Raw genomic sequence first — 20946 nt, forward strand, 5'->3', positions numbered from 1 at the left:
ATTTATTATTACAAAGAATAATTCGGAGCTTCCTGTGTGATGATCACATCATGAGGGTGGGATTCTTTTAATCCGCTTCCTGTGATCATTACCATTTTGGTGTCTTTCTGTAAAGCTTCAATATCTTTCGCCCCACAGTAACCCATTCCAGCTCTTAATCCACCTGTCAACTGGAAAATAACATCTTCCAATTTTCCTTTGTGTGGAACTCTACCTTCAATTCCTTCCGGAACGAATTTTTTAGCTTCACTTTGGAAATATCTTTCTTTACCTCCTCTCTTCATTGCTGAAAGGCTTCCCATTCCCTGGTAAGATTTGAATTTTCTTCCCTGGAAGATAATTTCTTCACCTGGTGCCTCGTCAGTTCCTGCTAAAAGAGAACCAAGCATTACTGCTCCTGCTCCACTTGCAATTGCTTTTACAATATCTCCGGAAAGTTTGATTCCACCATCTGCAATTACGGCTACATTTTTAGATTTAGCGTATTCGTAAACGTTATAGATCGCTGATAACTGAGGAACTCCAACTCCTGCCACTACTCTTGTCGTACAGATAGAACCAGGTCCAACACCTACTTTAAGAACATTTGCTCCTGCTTTGATCAAATCTTTCGCAGCGTCAGCTGTTACAATATTTCCACCAACGATATCCAGATCCGGATATGCTTTTCTGATTTCTGAAATTTTATCTAAAACTCCTTTAGAATGTCCGTGAGCAGAATCAATAGCAACAATATCAACACCAGCTTGTACCAATGCTGCAATTCTGTCCATAGTATCTTCACCCACTCCAACTCCTGCACCTACAATAAGACGGCCTTTCTGATCTTTATTTGAATTTGGATACTCTAATTGATTATCGATATCTTTAATCGTAATTAATCCAACCAGTTTATTGTCCTGATCTACGATAGGAAGCTTTTCAACACGGCTTTTAAGAAGAATTTCTTTTGCCTTTTCAAGATTGGTATTTTTATCAGAAGTGATCAGATTTTCTTTAGTCATGATCTCTTCCACTCTTGCATCAAGATTCTCCTGATATTTTACATCTCTGTTGGTAATGATTCCTATCAATACATTATTCGGATCTACAACCGGTAAACCTGAAATTTTATATTTAGCCATCATTTCTTTAGCCTGAGCTAAAGTGTGATCTTTTGAAAGAGTAACAGGATCAGAGATCATACCATTTTCAGAACGCTTTACACGGTTTACCTGTGCAGCCTGTTCTACGATCGTCATGTTTTTATGAATGAAACCTAAACCACCTACTCTTGCTAATGCAATCGCAAGATCGCCTTCAGTAACTGTGTCCATTGCAGCAGATACTATCGGAACATTCAGTGTGATTTTATCGGTAAGTCTTGATTTTAATGATACCTGGTTAGGTAAAACTTCTGAATAAGAAGGGACTAGAAGAACGTCATCGAAAGTGATGGCTGTCTCTACAATTTTGTTATGAATAGACATCTTTACTTTCTTTGCAAAATTAGGCTATTTTAGTGAGATATGAAAATCCTTTTCAATAGTTTAAATAAAAATTAATAATCAATAAGTTAAATCGAAAAACCGCTCTTAATTAAAAGCGGTTTTCGACAAAATAAAATGAGTTATATGAATATGAATATGAAATTATCTTTTAATGAGCTGCTGGTTGTCCCTTTTCATCAATATTTTCAATGTGGGTCTGATTGTTTTTATCCACATAGATCTTTAAACGTAATCGTCCTTTGTCATCGCGGATAAAAAGTCCAACATCTCCGTTTGAGGTTTTTCCTGCAAAAAAACGTTCATTACCAAGCTTGCCTTCTTCCCTCAATTTTGCAAAAGCTTTCTTTACGGCAACAGGATCATTTAACTTTTGTAAAGAATCATCGAACTTCAAGACTTTTTCCAATGGGAAATCATCTGGCCTGTCCCATAGCTTCAAGCCATAAGCCCGTTTCTTATCTGAGCCTGTACCTTCAGTATACTGCAACTGCATGATCTGATCTGTTTTTCTCTGATCCACAGAATATACCATTCCGGAACCCTTTTCATCAGAATCATAAATCAGTCCGCCACATTCATCCCCCAATGAGTTAAAGAAAATTAACCCCGCTTCTCTTTCTCTTTCTCTTTCTTTAAGAGGTTTGCTATTGAGTAATCCCGGATGTTGGCGTTTCTTATTACTGATCACCATTTTTAAGGTTCCATCCTTCTCAACGATATTAATTCGTTCCACATCAATTTCCTCAAACCTTTGATGTTCATTACTGGATTTAAAAGCCAGTAAAAAAAGTAAAACGAATGCGATAGTAAGTGAAGCTGCATATATCTTAAGCATATGCACTTCTCTGATTAGTTTTTCCATGAATAAATAATTTTATTTTATAAAAATAAATTATTTATCTGAAGCTGAATTAATGAATTTTGAAATATCATCCGGAGTAAAGTTCCCTCTCACATCTACAAACACCAATTCTTTATCTGAGTTTACTGTGATCAGCATATTTTTGATGTTTTCACCGGATTGTTTTACCCGGACATTTACATTATCTCCATCATGCTTTATCGTTGCCCAATCTTCATAATTGTTATTGTTAAGATATTTCGCATAATCTGCCAGCATCTCTGGGTCTCCATTCTCTACAGTCAACACTTTGACTTTCGATATCTTCTTGATAAGATCAACAACTTCTTCATTATCTCCATCTTCTCTCAGCGCTTTTTTTATAAAAGGCTTGGCTAAGAACATGGGTACATTGATACTTTCAAACTTTGCCCCTTTAAAATCATATCCGGAGTCTGAAAAGAAATCCATATTAGGCCGATGTGAAACTACACAAGACTGAAGCAGAAGTAGCGTACAACTAATAAATAAAATGGTTTTTAAGTTTTTCATGGCGATTGGTTTTAGTCGATGGGCTTTAAAGTTCCACCTGACATTTTACTGATTTTAGAATCAATTTCCGGGTTTCCTTTATATTTCACCAATCCACCTGATGAAGCCCTTACTTTAAGTTTACGATCCACATTAATGCTAAGACTTGCTCCTGATGTAGATTCCGCCTCAACTTCGTTTATTCTTAAGTTTTCAGCTTTACATACCGCCCCACTGCTTATATCCATTACTCCAGAATTAGCTTGCCCTTCAAGCTTAGTATCTGATCCGCTTGATGCTTTAACAACGATAGAGGAAGTACTGATTGTTGCTTTGATATTAGCACCTGAAGTTGAACTGACATTAGTAACATTAGAAATATTAAACTTTCCATTGATAACGGCTCCCGATGAAGCTTCGATATCCATATTATCTTCTTTCACTGTATTTACTGTTACAAAGTTTGCTCCTGAAGATGTTTTTATATTATTCATTCTTGGAGAAGAAACGTTAACATTTAAGTTTTTAAATCTCAAATTTTTCACCCCTTTATTATCAACATACACCTTCAGAATACCATTTTCCACTTTGGTAATAACATACTGAAGTTTATCAGCATCAGCAATTACTTTTACACTGATCGGGCTTTCCTGTTTATAAACCACATTTACACCTGTGCTTACCTGAATTCCTGAGAACTCACCCACATTTCTGGCCTCGCCATTCAGGTATGAAGTGCTGTTACTCGAAGTAACGCTGCTTGTCCTGGTATTGGTGATCGAGCTTGTTTTCGTTTCACTGGACTTAATAATTTTATTAAGATCATCCATGGAGAGCTTTCCATCCAGCATTACCAAGACATTACCTCCATCTCCACTGTCTATACTTAAGAGTACATCATCCAGTATACCGTCTTTAGCTTCTGACGAAAGAAACTTTATTTTGTTTCCACTACTGTTTACGGTCATAATCTCATTGTAATTCAGGTGGCTAAGGTAAGAGGAGATATCTTTATTGATCTGGGACAAACTATTTTGCACCTTCCTCCCTACGCTGCTGTCCGCATTTTCGGGATTTTCTGTGATCAGAATTCTCAATCCATTGATCTTGGAGAGTAATGGCTTGATCTGATCCAGCTGAGAGTCATCGATATTCAGACTGCTAAGCATTCCAAACATTGGTTTTGCAATCTTAATAGAAGTTACACCTTCTACTTGTTGATATTTTTCAAAAAGTCTATCGAACTTGTCTTCCTGCCCATATGCAGTAAAAAAATGGGAAAAAGCAAGCGCGAATATTATCAATATTTTTTTCATGAGTCAATTTTTAATTTTAATCTGATAATTAATGCCTGATCAGGGAGTAATCTCTTTTTTTTAGTTAATAGTCATCGTCCATCACTTTAGGTTGTGCTAACTTTTCACTAACGTTATTTGCAAATATTTGAAATGAATATTTAGTCACATTAATAGCCTCTTCTACATTGTCGATTCTTTTTCCGTTTACAATCACATAATTGTTATTGTATCCCGTAGAATCTTTTTTAGCGGCATTATATTTTTTATAAGAAGAATTGTATGTAAATTTTGGTCTTACTTCTTTTTTCAATCTTCCTCTTTTTGGAAGAATTTCATCCATCACGTCTTTCTCCGCAATTGTATTCTCCTGAATCAGGGAATCTTTTTTCGCACCCTCAATGGTATCTGTATTATTTACGGCTACCTGTTGTTCAGGCTCGTGATTTTCTTCAATAAAATCCTTTTTTTGTTGTAGCACCTGATTTTCTACCAATTTAGATTGATCATCTACATCAGAATTTCCCAGATTGTAATTAACAATAAATCCAGCACTTAAAAGAACCACTACACTGGCGGCCATCCAAAACCATTTTGGAAAAGAAGGTTTTTTACTTTCAAGGGGGATGATCTTAGTATCATCATTATTTACGCCTTCTGCTTTTTGAAGAAAATCTTCAAAATCCCAATCCATTTTCTCTTCCTTTATTTCCTGGAAGATTTTTTCGTACTTATCTTGAAATTGATCGTTGTTCATAATTCATCAGTTGTGAGATTTGTTCTTTTACTTTTTGTCTTGCCCGCATAAGATTTACTCTTACCGCATTTTCTTCCATTTCCAGCATTTCAGAAATTTCAGACACTTCATACTCTTCTACATCTTTTAAATGGATAACCATTTTTTGTTTCTCAGGAAGCTGATTAATAAATCCAATAATATGATCCTTGAGGTTATTAACTTCCATACTATAGAGCTCTGACCGATGAAGCTGCATATCTGCAAAACCAATCTTTACATCATGGTGCTTCAGTCTGTTCAGACATTCATTCTTTACTGATTTCAGTGCATAGGATTTTAAATTTCCAAACTGCTCCAGCTCATCTCTTTTCTGCCAAAACTTGACCATTAGATCCTGCACGACATCTTCTGCTTCATCACTGCTCATGACAAACCTTTTCGCAAAACGATACATCTCATTTTTGAGAATAAACACCGAATTTTTAAAGGTTTCCTGGGTCATAAGTTTTGCTTCTATTAGTAAGACAATTAAAAAATTGATTTTATTACATCATTAAACAAAAAAACTTCAAAATAATTGAAGTCCTTTTTATAATCAGGTCTGATAAGTATCAAAAATATGTTTTAAAATCCCCTTGTCATCTTCTGTTAAAGGGACTTTTCTTCTTGCCATTGCTCTCTCTGCAACTTCGTAAGCTTTATCTAATTTAAATCTTTCATCTCCTTTAAATCCACCCCACGAAAAATTTTCTATAAGGTTCGGAGGAAATCCTTCTTTAAAAATATTAGATGCTACACCGATTACCGTTCCGGTATTAAGTTGTGTATTAATAGCCGTTTTAGAATGGTCTCCCATAATTAATCCGGCAAACTGTAATCCTGTATCTTCAAAAGCCTTGGTTCTGTAGCTCCAGAATTTTACATGTCCATAATTATTCTTCATATTTGAAGAATTCGTATCTGCTCCGAAATTACACCATTCTCCAATAACAGAATTTCCTACAAAACCCTCATGGCCTTTACTGGAATATCCAAATACAATAATATTATTAACCTCACCACCAATTTTACAATGAGGACCAATTGTGGTTGCTCCGTAGATCTTTGCTCCAAGATTAAATTTAGAATGATCACAAAGTGCAATAGGTCCACGAAGGTGGCAGCCTTCCATTACTTCTGTATTTTTTCCGATGTAAATTTTACCGGTTTTTGTATTTAATGTAGAAAACTCAATTTCTGCTCCTTCTTCTATGAATAAATCCTTTTTATCACCTAAAAAACCATTGGTTGAAGAAAGTTCCTGTGATACTTTTCCTTCCGTTAATAAGTTAAAATCGAAATCAATAGCTTTATGATTATAAGTAAACAGATCTTTTGGTTTCTTAAAGAAAACAAGCTCTTCTTTAATATCCGTCATTTTTTCAATCTGACTTAATGAAAAACCTTTCATATTGATCTTAGCAGCAATCAGTTCATCTTCATATACTAAAGCTTCTCCTTGTTTCAGATCTTTTATTTGCTGTAATACACTTTCAGTTGGAAGAAAATTAGTCACAAGAAACAGACTCTCTTTTTCATCGGGATTTTTAAATTTCTTTTGTAAGTAATTTTCTGTGAAATAAGAAACTTCAGAATTTTCTAATAATTTCTGCCATCTTTCAGAGAAGGTAAGAATCCCACAACGCATTTCTGCAATAGGACGTGTAAAAGTAAGCGGAAGAAAATCTTCCCAATATTGTGCATCTGAGAATACTAATTGCATTTTTTAAGAAGTTAGAGGTTAAAGATCCGAAGCTAGAAGTTCGAAGCTGAAAGTCATGATATACCATTGATATAATAAATTTTCAGATTTTAAGTTCTAATTTCTATCTAAAACAAAAATACAAATAGTAAGACTAACTTTTTACTTCTGATCTCGAATTTCTATTTAAAAAACAATAAAAAAGTCTTCCAAAATATTTGGAAGACTTTAATATCTTTTATTTTCAAAAAATTACTTAGCGAATTTTTTGTATTTGTTCATGAATTTATCTACTCTACCTGCAGTATCTACCAACTTCACTTTACCAGTGTAGAAAGGGTGAGAAGTAGAAGAGATTTCCATTTTGATTAAAGGATACTCCTGTCCTTCATACTCGATAGTATCTTTTGTCTCTGCAGTTGATTTGCAAAGAAACACCTCGTCGTTACTCATATCTTTGAAAACAACAAGTCTATAATTTTCTGGGTGAATTCCGTTTTTCATAATACAATTTTTTAAAAAATTAAAGTTCTGCTTTCGAAATAGTAATGGATATTTCTCTGCTAATTTTAGGCTGCAAAAATACAATATTTTTTTAAATATCCAAATAGCTAATCCAATATTTTTTAATTGATAAGAAATTTAAAGTATTTTCGTTAAATTTGAAATCTATATTAAACTTTAATTTCGATGAAATTCAAATTATTACTGGCTTTTTCTTTTTGGATGCTTCTCATGATGGTATCATGTAATAAAGATGATATTAGTTTTGACGCTCCTTCCCAACAATTAAGATTCTCCAGAGACACGGTATTTTGTGATACAGTATATCACCAGGTCCGTTCTGAAACTTATGTTGTGAAAGTATATAATAATGAAGACAAAGATATTTCTATTCCGAGAATTAATCTGGAAAAGGGATCTGCTTCTTTATATAAGATCAATGTAGATGGAAAATCAGGTTTTGATTTTAAGGATGTTCCTTTAAGAAAAAAAGACAGTTTATATATTTTCGTTGAAATTGCACCTCAAGCAACAGGGCCAGAAGCAATCGCTGAAGACCGTGTCGTCTTTACAAGCCTGGCAGGACAGCAACATGTAACTTTATTTTCTGTAGTTCAGGATGCTGAATTCTTTATTCAGACTCCAACCAATCCAAATGTGATCAGCAACCATACCACCTGGAATAATACTAAAGCCAAAATCATTTATGGTGACCTTACTATAAATCCTAATATTACACTGGATATTGAACAGGGTACTAAAGTTTATTTCCATAAAAACAGCGGAATGAAAGTAGCTACAGGTGCTACTTTAAATATCAATGGAACATTGAATAATGAGGTTGTTCTCCGTGGAGACCGTAACGATCCTTATTACGACACCATTCCTAAGAACTGGAATTCTATAAGAATGGATGTAGGATCTACTCTTCATATGAATTACGGAAGGCTTTTCGGAGGGACAAGAGGCTTAGAAATGAAACAGACCAATGCAACCATCACCAATTCATTTATCCACACTTTCCAGGAATATGGGATCTATGCTATAAATGCTACGGTAAATGCAAAGAACCTTGTCATGAACAATTGTGGTGAATCCGCAGTAGGTATTTTTAAAGGAGGTAATCATAGTTATGTTCACTCTACAATAGCGAATTACTCAAGAACCATGAATTCATCCAATAGAAATGGCATTTTTGCCACTAACGAATGGAAAAATGATGCAGGACAAGCAGAGCAAGGCGCCTTACAATTGAATGTAAAAAACAGTATTGTATACTCTGACAGGGATAATTCAGTTAATTTTGAACAAACTCCAGGTCAGCAATTTAATTTTCAATTTCAAAATTGTCTGTTGAAATATTCCGGAACCTCAGAGGCCGGATTTAATTTTGACAGCAATCCAAATGTGATTCAGAGTTTAAAGAACGAAGATCCTCAATTTGTTAACTACTTTACGGCTCATCAGAATCTAAGGGTAAAAACCACCTCACCTGCAAAAAATAAAGGAGATGTTACGGTGGCAGCAACGGTTCCAACAGATATTGCTAATGTATCAAGAACGGCTAACCCAACTCTTGGAGCTTATCAATAATGGAGATTACCAATTTACAGCAGCAGGTCGACGAATGGATCAAAACAATTGGGGTTCGCTACTTTAATGAGCTGACCAATATGGCTATGCTAACGGAGGAAGTAGGAGAAGTTGCCAGAATTATCGCCAGAAGATATGGTGAACAAAGTGAAAAAGAAAGCGATAAAAGCAAAGATCTGGGCGAGGAATTGGCCGATGTTTTATTTGTAACATTATGTTTAGCCAACCAAACAGGAGTCAATTTACAGGAAGCTTTTGATAAAAAAATGAAGATAAAAACTGACCGTGATAAAGAGCGGCATCAGAATAATGAAAAACTGAAATAAAGATTTCAGATACTAGATCCCAGATATCAGACTCTTGAAAGTTTGAAGTACCTGTCTGGCCTCTGATGTCTGAAATCTGAAATCTTAAGAAACAATGAAGTTAGAAAAATTCAACCTAATAGGAAACCAAACAATACAGATCAGCGGTTCGAAAAGTATTTCGAATCGTTTGTTGATTTTGGAAAGTTTGTTTAATAATATAAAAATCGGAAATCTCTCAAATTCTCAGGATACGGATATGCTTAGTAAGGCACTATCCGGGAATTCTGAATTAGTAGATATTCACCATGCAGGAACTGCAATGCGTTTCCTTACTTCTTACTTTTCAATTTTTGAAGGTAAGAACACCATTCTTACCGGTTCCGGAAGAATGAAGGAAAGACCGATCAAAAATTTAGTAAGCGCCTTAAAAGACCTGGGAGCTGAGATTGAATATATGGAAAATGAGGGCTTTCCACCTTTAAAAATCACTGGAAAGAAAATTACTCAGTCCAAAGTCAATGTTCCTGCTAATATTTCAAGCCAGTTCATTACTTCCTTATTGCTTATTGCAGGAAAATTGGAGAATGGATTAGAGATCAACCTTGTCGGTGAAATTACTTCAAGGTCTTATATTGAAATGACTCTGGATATTCTGACAAAATTCGGAATTAAAGCAAGCTTTACCGGAAATATCATAAAAGTAGAACCTTTCACCAATCCATCTTCTGTGATCTGTTATGAAGTGGAAAGTGACTGGAGTTCAGCGTCATACTTTTACTCCATTTGTGCACTGGGAAGAGAAACAATACATCTGAAGAGTTTCTACAAACAATCTACTCAAGGAGATTCAGCCATTGCAAAAATTTATGAAGAGTTTTTTGGTATTAAAACGATCTTCTCAGAAGATGACCATAAGATCACCTTACAGCCTGATCCTAATTTTATATTTCCAGAAAAAATTGAATTGGATATGAACAACTGCCCCGATATTGCACAGACTCTTTGTGTAACAGCAGCGGCACTAAAAATTCCTTTTGATATTTCAGGACTTGGAACGTTAAGAGTAAAAGAAACGGATAGACTTCAGGCTTTATATAATGAACTTAAAAAATTAGGAACTGACACAGAGATCACCGATTTAACGATTAAGTCTATCAGTTTTGGAGAACCGGAAGAAAATATTTCCATTAAAACCTATCAGGATCATAGAATGGCGATGAGTTTTGCTCCATTCTGCCTGATTAAAGAATTGAATATCGAAGAGGAAGATGTTGTCGAAAAATCATATCCTAAGTTTTGGGAAGATCTAAATACTATTTTAATTAAAAACTAATAATGTCACAACATAAAACTATAATCATCACAGGAACCTCATCGGGAATAGGTTTCGTTCTTGCTGAATATTTCGGAAAGAAAGGTCACAAGGTATATGGTTTAAGCAGAAAACATACGGAAAGTCAACATTTCAAATCTATTCCTACAGATATCACTGATAATGATGCCGTTCAAAATGCTATTGGAGAAGTTTTAAAAACAGAAACAAAAATTGATATCCTGATCAATAATGCAGGAATGGGAATGGTAGGTTCTGTTGAAGATTCATCCAAGGAAGATATTTTGAAATTATTCAATCTGAATCTGGTAGGCTCTGTTCAGATGATGAGCGCTGTCATGCCTAACATGCGTGAACATAGATTCGGAAAGATCATCAACATTTCCAGTATCGGAAGTGAAATGGGCTTACCATTCCGTGGATTTTATTCGGCTTCAAAATCAGCATTGGACAAAGTAACTGAAGCAATGCGTTACGAAGTATACCCATGGAATATTGATGTTTGTTCACTTCATTTAGGAGATATTAAAACAAGTATTGCAGAAAATAGAGTGAGAACCAAAGTTTCTGAACCCTATAAAAATGTCTTTGACAAAGTATATGCTTTAATGAATTCTCATGTGGGTGATGGAACCGAGCCTCTGGAAGTTGCAGAATATATTGAAAATCTTTTAAGTAAAAATAAATGGAAAGCTCATTATTATTTTGGTAAATTCGGACAAAAGATAGGAGTTCCTTTGAAATGGATACTTCCACAGGGAACTTATGAAAATCTAATGAAAAAATACAATAAACTGGATTAGTTTCAGTTTTTAAAAGAGTTTGAAGCTTTTACTTAAAATATTTTTCGTGCTGTTTTGCGTTCTTGTTCAGGCGCAAAAGAAGATGTATTGGCTTACTGATGTACAAACTAAACAAACGAAAAAAGTAAAAGATTCTGCTTCTGCAGCAAAGTTTCTTGATTCGCTGGCACAAAGCAATTATTTCTTCACCCAATTAAAAGATGTCAAAATAAAAGGCGACAGCACAGAGATCTTTTATGATAAAGGCAAAAATTTTAATGAGACCTACGTTAATCTCTCTGATTCTATTGTTGGAAAATTGAAAATTAAAAAAGAATTCTTCACTAAGAATTTAGATTCAACAAAGAAAAACATTAACAAAAGATATATTGATGATGGCTATTCATTTAGTAGGATCAAGTCCAAATACAAAGGCCAGAAGGATGGCTACCCTATTGTAGAGCTGGAGATCAATAAAAATGATAAAAGAACCATAAATGGTTTTGTGGTAAAAGGCTATGAAAGGGTTCCAAAAAGATTTATAAAAAATCTTGAAAAGGACTTCAAAGGAAAAACTTATGACGACAAGAATCTGATCGCCATCAACAAAAACTTTCAAAGCCACCCTTTTGTCACGTTAGAACGACCTCCTCAGACCCTTTTTACAAAAGATTCCACACAGATTTATCTTTTTATGGAAAAGAAAAAAACCAATACTTTTGATGGAGTTATTGGTTTTGGAAATGATAAGACAGACAAATTTACTTTAAACGGAACATTGAATGTAAGTTTCAGGAATATGTTCAATGGTTTTGAGGCGATCAATTTATATTGGCAGCGAAATCCTGATAAAGGACAAACCTTTGATCTACAGACCGACGTCCCTTATCTTTTTAAATCAAATGTGGGTTTAAACATGAAAGTGAATATCTTCAGACAAGATTCTACATTCGCTAATGTAAAACTACTTCCTGCACTTTATTACCATATTAATAACCGATATAAAGTAGGTCTGAGAGGAACTTTTGAAACGTCAAGTATTATCGATACTTTATATGTTCAGGGTAAAGATTACAACAAAAAAGGGATTGGAGTCTGGCTTGATATGACAGAACCTACTGATATTGACCTTTTTCTTTATAAAACAAAAATAAATGCCGGGTATGACTTTCTTACCACTACATATACGAAAGATAACATCAAGGCCAATCAAAACCAGTTCTATTTCTTTGGAGAGCATAATTACCATATTTCAGGCAACCACTTCCTCAATATAAAGGCAGAAGGAGCCATGATGGATTCGAAGATTGAATTTTCTGCCAATGAATTATATCGTTTTGGAGGCTGGAACTCAATGCGGGGATTTAATGAAAAATCCCTCGCCGCCGACTTTTATTATTACGCTGGTTTAGAATACCGATATCTGATAGGAAATCAGGCATTTTTTGATTTCTTTGGACAATATGGGCAGCTCAACAATAAATCTCTAAGTGTAAAACCCAAGCTCTACAGTGTCGGGCTCGGATTTAACTTCTTTATTCCAATTGGCTTAATGAGCTTCCAGATTTCGAACGGTAATGAATTTGGAAATCCATTCAAGTTTAATGACATTAAAATTCACTGGGGGATCTTAAGTAGATTTTAGAGAGAAACTCCTTTTATTCCTACCCATATCTGTCTTTTAAAATAAAGTAAAAAAAGTGATATAAACAGCTTTTTAAGCTTTATAATTATATTAATTTATTTTATCCGAAAAGGTGAAATCGTATTTTTATCTTAATATATCATTAAAACCCTGGTAACACTACACGGCTAAATTTGTCCTCAAAAAAATGAAGAAGACTTTAGCTACTTTTGCGATTTTTTTACTCCCCCTTTATTTAACTGCCCAGGAAATTAATATTTCCGGAAATGTAAAATCCGAAAACGGCACTAGTGTTTCAGGTGTAAATATTACTGACAAAAACACTGGAAAATCAGCTATAACTGATGAAAATGGTAATTTTACAATTACTGCAAATCCTAAAGATATCCTTGAGTTCTTCTCTCCGGAATACTCTTCTTATAGTATAGAGGTATCTTCCAGAAGACAATATTCGATTGTTCTAAAAAAAGTAAATGAAAAACAGATTGAAGGTGTTGTTATTACAGCTTTAGGTATTGCGAAAAAGAAAGAAAAAATCGGGTATTCTACTCAGGAAATAGGAACAAAACAATTTGAATCTATTACAACACCAAGTATAGGAAACTTATTTTCCGGACAGGTTGCCGGATTAAATGTTTCAAACCCTACCGGAATGCAGCAGGCTCCTGAATTCACTTTGAGAGGTAATTCTAATTTGGTATTTGTCATCGATGGTGTTATCGTAGAAAAAGAAGTTTTCCAAAATCTTGATCCAAACAATATCGATAACATCAACGTATTGAAAGGTGCAACAGCTGCCGCATTATATGGATCACGAGGAAGATATGGTGCTGTTTTGATCACGACAAAGAGTGCGAAAAAGAAAGGTTTTACAGTAGAGTTTTCACAAAACACTATGATTACAGCTGGTTTCACCAACCTTCCAAAGACTCAGACTCAATACGGAAACGGTTCTCATGGAAAATATGAATTCTGGGATGGTGCAGATGGAGGTGTAAATGATGGTGATATGATCTGGGGACCTAAATTTGTTCCAGGATTACAAATAGCACAATGGAATAGTCCAATTAGAGATAAAACAACAGGGCAGGTTATTCCATGGTATGGCACTGTAGCAGGAAGCCAGTACAATGACAAATCAAGATATGAAAGAGTTCCTATCGATTGGGAATATCATGATAACTTAAATACTTTTTTAAAACCAGCAGTTATCAATAACAATAGCTTTTCTATTAGTTATAAAAATAATAAAGACACCTACAGACTTTCCGGTAATTTCATGAATTATGATGACAGAATTCCGGAAGCTTATTTACAACGTTATGGAATAAATTTCTCTTCTGAAAATCATATAACTGACAAGCTAATCTTTGATACGAAGTTTAATTTTAATCAAACTTTTACCCCAAACATTCCTAATTACGATTACAATCCAAGTGGGCATATGTATACCATTCTTATCTGGATGGGAGGTGATGTAAACGGAAAAGATTTAAAAAACCACATGTGGGTTCCTGGTCAGGAGGGACGAACACAGGCTAACTGGAACTACGCATGGTACAATAACCCATGGTTTGGAGCAAATTATTACAAAAATAAGAATAGAACCGATGTGATCAACGCACAAACAGGTTTAGAATATAAAGCAACTCAGGATTTCTCTATTAAAGGTAAAATATCTATTGTTGAAAATCACAATACGCAAGAGATCTTAAGTCCTTATTCATATTTCAATTACAGTGCACCAAGAAGTGGAGGATATCTTTTGAATGACACAAAGACATGGAATCTAAATTCTGATTTTTTAGCCACTTATAAGAAAAAGATCTCTGAGAACTTTGACTTTACAATTAATGCCGGAGCTTCAACATTTTACTATAAGAACGATGTAGATAATGCTTCAACAGATGGATTAAAAATTCCTGAACAATACACACTAGACAATTCTGTGGGAGCGGTAAAATACTATGACTATCTTAAGGAAAAGCTAATTTACAGTGCGTACAGTACCATAGATATTGGCTTATACAATGCATTCTTCATTAATGTGTCCGGACGTAACGACTGGTCTTCTACATTGCCAAAAGCTAACAGGTCTTATTTCTATCCTTCTGCTTCATTAAGTGCAGTGATATCGAATCTCGTTAAAATGCCTGAAGCTATTAACCTGTTGAAGCTATCTGCTTCATGGGCGAAAGTGGCTTATGACTTTCAGCCTTACTCGATCAGAAATTATTATTTAAATAATGATGGTATTACTTTCAATGGAAATCCTACCAATTATTATCCAACAACCTTAAATTATGAAAACTCTCTGAAACCGGAGCAAACCAAATCTTATGAACTAGGTTTAAGTGCAGGTTTGTTTAAGAACAGAGTAACATTAGATGCTACTTATTTCAGAACATTAGATTATAATAATATCCTTCAGTTTCCAAGTGCAGAATCTTCAGGCTTTAAGTCTCAATATGTAAATGGTAACGAATATACCACAAAGGGAGTCGAGATTTCCTTAGGGCTGGTTCCAGTAAAGACGAAAGATTTTATGTGGAAATCACTGATCAACTGGAGTAAGTACGAACAGAAACTAACATCTATCTATGAAAACATGCCTAATTACAACAACATTAAGCTAGGCGAAAGAATGGATAGTTATTATGATTATACGTGGCAAAAATCGCCGGATGGAAAAGTAATTCTGAATGCAGAAACCGGAATGCCAACAAAAGCGAACACTCCTACTAATCTTGGACATTTCAACCCAGACTGGACTTTTGGATTTAATAATACATTCAAATACAAAAAGTTGAGTTTAAACATTGGCATCGATGGAAGTATTGGGGGAGTAATGAGATCTCAGGTTGTGGAAAAAATGTGGTGGGGAGGAAAACATCCTAATTCTGTGGCATACAGAGATGAGGAATATGCTAATCCGGGTACTTATTATTTTGTACCGGATGGCGTAAATTATAATGCTGCTACCGGTACTTACACTCCGCATATAAAACCTATCAGTTTCCAGGACTGGGCACAAAATTACCCTTATCAGGCAAGGGTAACAGAAGATGAAAGTGAAGAATTTGCCAATGTTTTTGACAGGACTTTTATAAAATTAAGATCAGTAGTTCTGGAATATGATTTCTCTTCTTTGTTAAATCCAAAAGGATTTGTAAGGAATTTTACTGTAAATGTATCAGCCTATAATCTTGCCATGTGGAAAAAATCAAAAAACCTCTACTCTGATCCGGACTTCCAGGTAAAAACAGGAAATGACATTCAGGATCCTTCAAGCAGATGGTTTGGAATTGGATTCAATCTTAAATTTTAATTAAATAACATTTCAGTCAAAATGAAAAATATTATAAAATCATTAGTTGTTATAGGAGCTTTTGCACTTACTTCGTGTGAATCAAATCTTGATAAGATCAACGAAAACCCAAACGATCAGGCTACTATTGATCCTAAATCTCTTTTAACCTATGTTTCAAAATCGGCTTTTCAGGTAAACGGAGATAATATGTATGCATCAAGAATGTTGATCGGAATCGATGGTGAAAATTCATATCAATATATGAAATGGAATGATTCTTCTTTCGAAGCCTATACGGGTGGTCTTCTGAATACCGTAAAAATGATGCAGGAAGCGGAAAGGATCAATAATAAAAATTATATCGCTATAGGTAAGTTTTTAAGAGCCTATTATTTTTTTAATCTAAGCTTAAAATCCGGAAGTATTCCTTATTCAGAAGCAGTAAAAGGAGAATCAGGAATTACCCAGCCTAAATATGACAATCAGGAATCTGTAATGTCAGGGATTTTAACAGAGTTGAAAGAAGCGAATGATCTTATTAATACCACTGATAAGATAGAAGGTGATATTATTTATAACGGTGATGCAATGAAATGGAAGAAATTAATCAATTCTTTCCGATTGAAAATTTTAATTACACTTTCAAAAAAGACAAGCGTTGGAAACTATACGATTGCAACAGAATTCGCCTCGATTGCAGGAAGCCAGCCATTAATGTCTTCCATTGCTGATAATGGGGAGTTAAAGTTTGCAGACGTTGCTGACAGCAGATATACCATGTTCAATAACAGTGGTTATGGTTCAAGTTTGTATATGGCAGATTATTTTATTAATCTTTTTAAAACCAGACAAGATCCCCGTTTGTTCACTTTCGCAGCTCAAACTACGTCAGCTAAGGAAGCAGGAAAACCGGTTACCGATTTTACAGGATACAATGGTGGAAATCCTACCTCACCTTATTCTGATAATGCCGCATTGGTTGCTGCGAAAAATATTTCTAAGATCAATGACCGTTTCTATAAAGATCCAACAAACGAACCTTCTTCGGTATTAAGCTATCCTGAATTAGAATTCATTTTAGCAGAAGCTACAGCAAGAGGATGGATTTCAGGATCTGCAAAAACTCACTATGAAAATGCTATCAAAGGTAGTTTTAGTTTCTACCAAACCTATGTAAAGAATCCGAATCTTTATTTTGCAGGTTTTAATGTAAATAATTATTTAACGACTTCTTTAGTTTCTTATGATAATTCAGCTTCGTTAGCCAGTCAACTGGAAAAAATTATGACTCAGAAATACATGACGATGTTTCATCAGTCACAATGGACATCTTATTATGATTATCTGAGAACTGGTTTTCCTAATTATCCTTTACAAACCGGAGTTTCTGCGCCTTTACGATTCAGATACCCACAGACAGAGTACAATTACAACAGTGTAAATCTGAAAGCTGCACTGGCCGCACAATATGGAGGAACTGATAATATCAATTCTAAACCTTGGTGGTTACAATAACAATTTAACATTTTAATCTACATAAAAGAAATCGCAGGAAATATTATCTTGCGGTTTCTTTCTTATTATAATTCAACATGAACAGAAAAGAATTTTTAGCAAAGTCAGGGCTTTTATTAGCAGGTCTTGGAACTTCAAGTGTTTTACATCCTTCAATTTTAAAAGCATTAGCTATTGAACCTGCTGCTTTATCTACATTTTATGATGCCGAACATGTCGTTATTTTGATGCAGGAAAATCGTTCATTTGACCATGCTTTTGGTTCATTAAAGGGTGTAAGGGGATTTCTTGATAAAAAAGCTTTCGTAAAACAGGATGGACATTCTGTTTTCTTTCAGAAGGGTAATGATGGAAAATATGCTTCCCCTGCCCGTTTGGATCTAAGAAACACAAAATCTACATGGATGAGCTCACTACCACATTCGTGGTCGGATCAACAAAAGGCTTTTAATAAAGGAAAATATGACCAATGGTTACAATCAAAAGCTTCAGGAAATAAAGATTATAAAAATATCCCACTTACTTTGGGATATTATAATCGTGAGGATCTCCCGTTTTATTATCAGTTGGCAGATGCGTTTACGATATTTGATCAATATTTCTGTTCTTCCCTTACGGGTACTACTCCGAACAGACTTTTTCATTGGTCGGGAACTCTTAGAGAGCAGCAAAATGGTAAAGTAAAAGCTAATGTCTATAATGAAAATATAGATTATGATAAAAACCATCAGGCAAGATGGAAAAGTTTTCCGGAAATATTAGAAGAACAAAATGTCTCATGGAAAATATATCAGAATGAAATCAGTCTGCCAAAAGGAATGTCCGGAGAACAGGAAGCATGGCTGAGTAATTTTACAGATAATCCTATAGAATGGTTTTCAGCATTTAATGTAAAGTTTTCCGAAGGATATTATAAAAATATTCCAAATGTTATTAATTATCTGAAGCAGGAAATTGAAAAGAATCCCAGCCATAAAGAAAGATTAGAAGATCTGATCACAGAGCTTCAGGAAGATCTGGTTAAATATCATCCGGATAATTATTCAAAATTATCTCAAAAAGAAAAAAACCTCCATGAAAAAGCATTTACAACCAATTCCGGAGATCCCAATTTTTGGAATTTAGAAATTGGAAATGATGAACATGGTGAAAGATTGGTAGTACCAAAAGGAGATGTACTATTTCAGTTCCGCAAAGATGTTGAGGAGAAAAAACTGCCACTGGTTTCATGGCTTGTAGCTCCAGAACATTTTTCCGATCATCCCGGATCACCATGGTATGGAGCGTGGTATATTTCAGAAGTTTTAAATATTCTTACCAAGGATCCTGAAACGTGGAAGAAAACCATTTTTATTATCAATTATGACGAAAATGATGGATATTTTGATCATGTTTTACCTTTTGCTCCACCATTAAATCCAAGTCAACCTGTCGATATGAATGGAAAAGAAGGGGTAGATTATGTCAACAAAAATCAAGACTACATGGCTGACCGTAAATTAAAAGACCATGAGCGTATTGAAGGAACAGTTGGTCTGGGTTATAGAGTTCCTATGATCATTGCATCTCCATGGACGAAAGGGGGATTTGTAAACTCAGAAGTTTCAGATCATACTTCTGTCTTACAGTTTCTGGAAAAATTTATTAATAAAAAATTAAATAAAAATGCCACAGTAGAAAACATTAGTGATTGGAGGCGGGCAATTTGTGGAGATTTAACTTCAGCTTTTAATTCTTCAAATATTAAAGCACCACAGATGGATTATTTAAATCAAAAAGAATATGCAAAAACCATCAATGCGGCCAAAAACAAACCTGTTCCAAATTTGAAGTGGCATTCAGAAAATGAGCTAAACAGCAGTTTATTGGAAATTCAGGAAAGAGGAACAAGACCTTCCAATGCATTACCGTACAACTTTATTGTTAATCTAGATGGTGATCAAATTAAAATGCAGAACTTGAGGGAAACCGGAATTCCTTTATTGATCTATGACAGATCAAAACTAGATAGTGAAAGCTATTACTTTTCATATGCTCTTTATTCAAAACAGGAATTATCACATTCTTTAAATCTGGATCACTATAATTACGAAGTTTTTGGTCCAAATGGTTTTTATAGAAATTTTAAAGGAGATCAACAACCTGGATTTGAAATACATTTATTAAATGATACGAGGAATAATGAAGTTCAGTTACTTTTCAAAAAACATATAAAAGAAAGTATTTCTGTTATAATAAATGATATGTACGAGAAGAATCAAAGAAAAATTACTTTAAACAAAGCTCAGGAAACGATCATCATAAATCTTAATAAAAATAAAGGCTGGTATGACTTGAAAATAACCGAAAATGATCATATCTGGCAATTTTCGGGCAGAATAGAAACAGGAAAAACATCGATCTCTGATCCTCATTGGATGTAATAATATACATTTAAATAAAACTTAAGCCTTACCTTATTTGTGTAAGGCTTTTTTGTGCGCTACCAAATAATTTTCGTTCTTACATAGATCAAATAATAAAAATTTAGGCATTATTCTTGATGCCATTAAAATATTAAATCCAAGCTATGTGAGTAAATATATACTATGCAACGCATACTGGAAAGTAAATTGCTGTAATTATTAAAAAATTAAAATTTTCATTGTTTATCTTAATTTCACTAACTTCACTTAAAATTAACTATAACTAACTATCATGAAAAAATTTAAGTTTACATTATCACTTGCTTTAATTGCCCTTGCAATTTCGGCTAATTTAAGTGCACAAGACACTAACACTGACAATCACACCATCTCGGTTACGATTCCCGAAGTTGCGCTAGTAGATATTGAGCCTGCAGCTACAAAAAACATTACTTTAGGTTTTACGGCTCCAACAGAAGCAGGGTTACCAATCATTCCGTCCACTTCAAATAATACACTTTGGTTAAACTATTCCTCAATTAAATCAGTTGCAGATGCTACCCGTAATGTTTCTGTAAAATTAAATGCCATAATTCCAGGAATAGACATCCATGTTACAGCTGCTGCTGCTGCTGGAGCAGGTGCCGGAACATTAGGGACACCATCAGCACAATTAACTTTGAGTGCAGCAGATCAAACAATTATTTCAGGCATTGGCAGTGCGTATACAGGAGATGGAGCTAACAACGGACATAATCTCACCTATGCTTTAGCAGCCGGAAGTGGTCCTGGTGGAGTTGCAAATTATGCTGATCTTCAAGCAACAGCTACGGCTGTCGCTACAGTGACCTATACCATTTCGGATAATTAGAAGCTAAAAATCTTATATAATTTTAGTAAGAAGAGATCATACA

17 protein-coding genes are annotated in these 20946 nt (G+C 34.5%); 9 read left to right on the forward strand and 8 right to left on the reverse strand.

Annotation, left to right across the window (positions count from 1 at the left end):
* Window positions 1-8 precede the first annotated feature (8 nt).
* From guaB to NG806_RS13780, 8 genes are all read right to left on the reverse strand, one after another.
* Window positions 9-1469 carry an IMP dehydrogenase gene (guaB, locus tag NG806_RS13745; RefSeq protein WP_214831828.1) on the reverse strand — a complete coding sequence of 487 codons (1461 nt, stop codon included), beginning with the start codon at window positions 1467-1469 and terminating at the stop codon, window positions 9-11.
* Between the two features lie 169 nt (window positions 1470-1638).
* Window positions 1639-2352, reverse strand: a complete 714-nt coding sequence (locus NG806_RS13750) for a protein kinase family protein (protein ID WP_261510121.1) — start codon at window positions 2350-2352, stop codon at window positions 1639-1641.
* 30 nt (window positions 2353-2382) lie between these two features.
* Window positions 2383-2883 carry a DUF4252 domain-containing protein gene (locus NG806_RS13755; protein WP_261510122.1) on the reverse strand — a complete coding sequence of 167 codons (501 nt, stop codon included), beginning with the start codon at window positions 2881-2883 and terminating at the stop codon, window positions 2383-2385.
* Between the two features lie 11 nt (window positions 2884-2894).
* Complete coding sequence (locus NG806_RS13760; protein WP_261510123.1) at window positions 2895-4178, reverse strand: DUF4252 domain-containing protein; 1284 nt, start codon at window positions 4176-4178, stop codon at window positions 2895-2897.
* A gap of 64 nt (window positions 4179-4242) precedes the next feature.
* The gene (locus NG806_RS13765; protein ID WP_214831837.1) at window positions 4243-4914 is read right to left on the reverse strand and encodes a hypothetical protein; all 672 of its coding nucleotides are present in this window, start codon (window positions 4912-4914) and stop codon (window positions 4243-4245) included.
* The gene (locus NG806_RS13770; RefSeq protein WP_214831839.1) at window positions 4889-5398 is read right to left on the reverse strand and encodes an RNA polymerase sigma factor; all 510 of its coding nucleotides are present in this window, start codon (window positions 5396-5398) and stop codon (window positions 4889-4891) included. The genes NG806_RS13765 and NG806_RS13770 overlap by 26 nt, the downstream gene beginning before the upstream one ends.
* A gap of 93 nt (window positions 5399-5491) precedes the next feature.
* Entirely contained in the window at window positions 5492-6658 is a 1167-nt protein-coding gene (locus NG806_RS13775) for a GlmU family protein (protein WP_214831841.1), read from the reverse strand.
* A gap of 231 nt (window positions 6659-6889) precedes the next feature.
* The gene (locus NG806_RS13780) at window positions 6890-7141 is read right to left on the reverse strand and encodes a type B 50S ribosomal protein L31 (protein WP_002976190.1); all 252 of its coding nucleotides are present in this window, start codon (window positions 7139-7141) and stop codon (window positions 6890-6892) included.
* A gap of 186 nt (window positions 7142-7327) precedes the next feature.
* Between NG806_RS13780 and NG806_RS13785 the strand changes: the two genes are divergently transcribed.
* The 9 genes from NG806_RS13785 to NG806_RS13825 all read left to right on the forward strand — a co-directional run bounded on the left by NG806_RS13785 (window position 7328) and on the right by NG806_RS13825 (window position 20903).
* Window positions 7328-8734: a hypothetical protein gene (locus tag NG806_RS13785; RefSeq protein ID WP_261510129.1), complete on the forward strand. Its 1407-nt coding sequence runs from the start codon at window positions 7328-7330 to the stop codon at window positions 8732-8734.
* On the forward strand, window positions 8734-9060 hold the full coding sequence (locus NG806_RS13790) for a nucleotide pyrophosphohydrolase (RefSeq protein ID WP_089852986.1): 327 nt from the start codon (window positions 8734-8736) through the stop codon (window positions 9058-9060). The genes NG806_RS13785 and NG806_RS13790 overlap by 1 nt, the downstream gene beginning before the upstream one ends.
* Window positions 9061-9154: 94 nt before the next feature.
* Window positions 9155-10375 carry a 3-phosphoshikimate 1-carboxyvinyltransferase gene (locus tag NG806_RS13795; protein WP_261510131.1) on the forward strand — a complete coding sequence of 407 codons (1221 nt, stop codon included), beginning with the start codon at window positions 9155-9157 and terminating at the stop codon, window positions 10373-10375.
* A 2-nt stretch (window positions 10376-10377) separates the two neighbouring features.
* Complete coding sequence (locus NG806_RS13800) at window positions 10378-11178, forward strand: SDR family oxidoreductase (RefSeq protein ID WP_261510133.1); 801 nt, start codon at window positions 10378-10380, stop codon at window positions 11176-11178.
* A 46-nt stretch (window positions 11179-11224) separates the two neighbouring features.
* Complete coding sequence (locus tag NG806_RS13805) at window positions 11225-12802, forward strand: BamA/TamA family outer membrane protein (RefSeq protein WP_261510135.1); 1578 nt, start codon at window positions 11225-11227, stop codon at window positions 12800-12802.
* Window positions 12803-12989: 187 nt separating this feature from the next.
* Entirely contained in the window at window positions 12990-16130 is a 3141-nt protein-coding gene (locus tag NG806_RS13810) for a SusC/RagA family TonB-linked outer membrane protein (protein WP_261510137.1), read from the forward strand.
* A 21-nt stretch (window positions 16131-16151) separates the two neighbouring features.
* Complete coding sequence (locus NG806_RS13815) at window positions 16152-17627, forward strand: SusD/RagB family nutrient-binding outer membrane lipoprotein (protein ID WP_261510139.1); 1476 nt, start codon at window positions 16152-16154, stop codon at window positions 17625-17627.
* 77 nt (window positions 17628-17704) lie between these two features.
* Window positions 17705-20050: a phosphocholine-specific phospholipase C gene (locus NG806_RS13820; protein ID WP_261510140.1), complete on the forward strand. Its 2346-nt coding sequence runs from the start codon at window positions 17705-17707 to the stop codon at window positions 20048-20050.
* A 274-nt stretch (window positions 20051-20324) separates the two neighbouring features.
* Window positions 20325-20903: a hypothetical protein gene (locus NG806_RS13825; protein WP_261510142.1), complete on the forward strand. Its 579-nt coding sequence runs from the start codon at window positions 20325-20327 to the stop codon at window positions 20901-20903.
* Window positions 20904-20946: the final 43 nt, after the last annotated feature.

The organism is Chryseobacterium paludis (assembly GCF_025403485.1).
GTDB lineage: Bacteria > Bacteroidota > Bacteroidia > Flavobacteriales > Weeksellaceae > Chryseobacterium > Chryseobacterium paludis.